This is a genomic window from Thermococcus sp., from assembly GCF_027066465.1.
Classification (GTDB): Archaea; Methanobacteriota_B; Thermococci; order Thermococcales; family Thermococcaceae; genus Thermococcus.
Window position 1 is genome coordinate 1 of the sequence record NZ_JAMONU010000028.1, and the last position, 3725, is coordinate 3725.

3 protein-coding genes are annotated in these 3725 nt (G+C 54.1%); 1 reads left to right on the forward strand and 2 read right to left on the reverse strand.

What is annotated here, in order from left to right; all coding sequences use genetic code 11:
• A partial coding sequence (locus MVK46_RS01330; RefSeq protein WP_297534665.1) for a DNRLRE domain-containing protein occupies nucleotides 1-2092 on the forward strand: 2092 nt, incomplete at its 5' end.
• A gap of 8 nt (nucleotides 2093-2100) precedes the next feature.
• On the opposite strand, the gene MVK46_RS01335 is transcribed toward MVK46_RS01330, so the two are convergent.
• Complete coding sequence (locus MVK46_RS01335) at nucleotides 2101-2928, reverse strand: translation initiation factor IF-2B subunit alpha (protein WP_297534667.1); 828 nt, start codon at nucleotides 2926-2928, stop codon at nucleotides 2101-2103.
• 9 nt (nucleotides 2929-2937) lie between these two features.
• Nucleotides 2938-3633 carry an ATPase domain-containing protein gene (locus MVK46_RS01340; RefSeq protein ID WP_297534669.1) on the reverse strand — a complete coding sequence of 232 codons (696 nt, stop codon included), beginning with the start codon at nucleotides 3631-3633 and terminating at the stop codon, nucleotides 2938-2940.
• Between the last annotated feature and the right edge of the window lie 92 nt (nucleotides 3634-3725).

Here is a 3725-nt window from a genome sequence, read left to right on the forward strand (position 1 = left end):
CTTGATTGTTCTAATTGTTGCTGGAGTAATTCCCCTCTACGGCGCTGGAGATGTCAGCGCTTCCCCCTCGACAAACTACGTCCTGAAGGCCGTCAACGTCACGGCAAGTGCGGACGCCTACAGCTACTACAAATATGGGAAATACTACTACTGGAAAAACTACTACAATTGGTCGGGAAAGTATGAGCTCGCCATAGGCAACACCTCCTATTACAGCAGGGAGCGTGCGTATTTCCGGTTCAACCTCTCATCGATTCCCGGGGTAGCTAAGATAGAAAGCGCTCAGCTCTGCGTTTACGTTGCGTATATCAAGTACTTTGATACCCCGATGAACGTCGGTGTTTACAACATCACTAACAACTGGAGCGAGGACTACACAAGACCGGCACCCCAGCCGGGTCCGTTGCTCGACAACAGAACGCTCTCGAAGGGATGGGTCTGCTTCAACGTGACCGGCTACGTCAAATCCAAGTTCCCGGAGCAGAACGTTTTCAGCTTTGTTCTCAAACTGGTGAACGAGAACATAAGCAACTACGCGTGGATTTACTCGCGGGAGAACTCCTACGACCGTCCGGTTCTCAGAGTTTCCTACTACGTTCCGATAGCCATCTCCTCCCTCAGCGTTGCGCAGCCAGCGTACGCCGGATTGAACGCCCCGATAAAGGCCGTCATAACCAACGGGGGGAGCAAGAACCAGAGCGTTGAGTACCGCCTCCTAATCAACGGTCAGGTCGTTTACAACGAAACCGTCAGTGTGCCCGCCGGCGGCGAGTTTGCGGTGGAATACGACTGGGTTCCGCCCGAGGAGGGCTACTACACAGTAACTGCGGAGATTTTCGGCGACGGCTTCTCCGACCAGTCGAGCGCGACCGTCTACGTCTACACAAACCCGTACAGGCTGTTCTTCGGTCTCTCAACGTACTACGAGAACATGTACAACAAGGAGTTCCCGGCGATAAACGCCCTCTACGAGAACCTTACGAGCACGGTAGAGAAGCTCCGGAGCTGTGGTGTTGACCTCGGAGACCTCACGGACGACGTCCAGTGGATTAACTCCACCTATCATGAGATGCTGGACGAGTACCAGCTCTTCCTCAAGATGAAGGCCCACGCCCCGCTCCTCGTGAACGGCAACAGGCTCTACTCATACCCGCTGATGATTCACATAAGGAAGGCCGCCTTCCTTGGAAGGGACCTTCAGGAGAGGATTGAAAAGGTTCTCCCAATCCTCCAGAAGACCCTTGAAAAGGTGGAACCCCTCTGCAGGCCAAAGGCGAGCAACCAGACAAACCAGACGGCTGGAAACGTTACCGCACCGGCCAACGGAACGCTCTCGAACCAGACGAACGTGAGCGCGCCCTCAAACGTCACGAACATCACCATACACATAACGAGGGTTCTCATAGACGCCTCCCACGGTCAGTACTACATCAGCAAATACGGCATAGAGAACCTCAAGAACTACATTGAGAGCGAGCTTGGCTGGGAGGTCAACGTCAGCTACGTGCCCCTCACCGAGGACGTTCTCAAGAACTACGATATAGTCATACTCACCAACCCCAAGAGCGACCTGTCCGAGACCGAAATTCGGGCGCTCCAGCAGTTCGTCGAGAACGGCGGCGGGCTCTTCATAGCCGGTGACTGGTACAAGTACGTGAACACCGAGAGCCTCAACGCCGTCGTCGGGAAGTTTGGAATAGAGTTCGAAAGAACGGAGCTTATGGACAACGCCAACAACAGCGGAAAGCCGTACTATCCCTTCGTTGGAATCTACAACCGCGAGACGCCAATCACGAAGTTCATCCCCGACGGCTGGAAGATATACTACAGCGGCGACACGCTCAAGATTACCGGGGATGCAGTCTGGGTCATAAGGGCGTTCCCAACGGGATACGCGGTTGATTCGGAAGGCAACGTCGTTTACGCCGAGGGCAGTGAGCCAATAGTGGCGGCGGCCGTTCAGGTCGGTAAGGGAAGGATAGTGGCCTACGGCTCGAGCAAGGCTTTAAGCGATGCCTACTACAGCAAATACATAAGGAGCAACTGGCCGTTCATCAAGGGTGCTCTCCTCTGGCTTGCCCACGAGGACTGATTTTCCCTTTATATTTCCTTTGGCGGAACCAGGATTCCGAGTTCTGTTATTATTCCCCTGACGTACTTCCACGGCGTGATGTCGAATATGAAGTTCCTGACCCTGAATCCCTGCCTCGAGTAGGGCCTCTCAACTATCTCGACTTCGTCCGAGTCAAGCTCGGGATGGAGCTTGAAGCTCTCGGCGGCGACGTAGAATGGAACGCCGGCATCGTGGCAGGCGAGGGCGAGGAGATACGTCCCTGCCTTGTTCACAACGAAGCCGTCCCTCGTTACGTTGTCGGCGCCGACGAGGGCGAGCGTTGAGTTCCTGACAAAAAGCCCCAGCTGGGAATCGGTTATGACCTCAAAGGGAATCCCGAGCCTTTCAAGCTCCCCGGCCAGTGCGAGTCCCTCGTAATCGGGGGCGCTCTCGGTTAGCACAACCTTAAACCGCTTTCCCTTCCCCCTGGCAGTTCTTAGAATCTCCAAGACGGCCGATGAAAATGAGTGCGTTACTATTACGTCACCGTCGTCGATGAGTTCGCTCCCGATGTTCCCTATCTCCCTTTTGGCCTCCTTCACGAGCCTCAGAAATTCCTCCGCCCTGCTCCTTACGAGCTCCGGGTCATCAGTTACAGGTATGAACCTCGCCAGGTTGTAGAGTGATGCCATGGTCTTGTTTACCTCGGGCACGGCCTTCCTCATCTCCTCCAATGCCCTCTTTAGTTCTTCTCCTGAGAGTATTCTTGAGAGGAGCAGATACGCCTCGGCTCCCCTCTGGGCCATCCAGCTTGCTCCCCTGATTCTCTCGGCCCTCATCTCTTCGAGTATTTTCCTAACCTCTTCGGGAATCATGCCAACACCTCAGAAGAGGGTTTTATCGGGGTGGACAACCATGCCCCTGTCCGTTATTTCGAAGGGCCTTATAACCCTGTCAAAGCCGCTCCCCCTGAACTTCGTTATCTTCACCGCCCTCTCAAGGACGCCCTTGATTTCAAAGGTTCTAAGCTCTATCACGCCGCTGACGAGGTACTCCTCAACGTCCGTCCTTTCCATCTCCGACGTTATCAGGGTCGTGACCTTGAGGCGCATCATCGTCTTTATGAACTTCAGGAAGGCCCTTCTGTAGTCGAGCTCTGTTGAACTCGTCATCTTGAGCATCGTTATTGGGTCAACCACGAGCCTTGAGAAGTGAATAGCCCCGAACTTTTCAAGGATTGCATCCGTCAGCTTTTCGAGGTTCTTGGCGAACGTCTCGAATATGTCCTCAAGAAGGACGTAGCGCTCCGTCGTTGGCGTTGCGTCAATCAAGAAGAAGTTGGAATTGTAAACATCGAAGCCCATTTTTCCAAAGTCCTGCTTGATGTTGTCGGCCGGCTCCTCAAGGGTCACGTAAAGGACGTTTTCTCCCCTTGAGACACCGGCCATCGCAAAGTGCATGGCAAGGGTCGTTTTTCCCGTGCCGGGAGCGCCCTTCACCAGATAGACCCTTCCGGGAATGAGGCCACCGTTGAGCATATCGTCGAGACCGGGGACACCGGTGGAAACCCTTTCGCTCATGGGTCATCTCCTGCCGTTAGTTCGAACTTCGGTAATATAAGAGTTACCCGGCATTGAAAAACTTCATAAGGGTTCGAAGAAAAGAGTTGCAG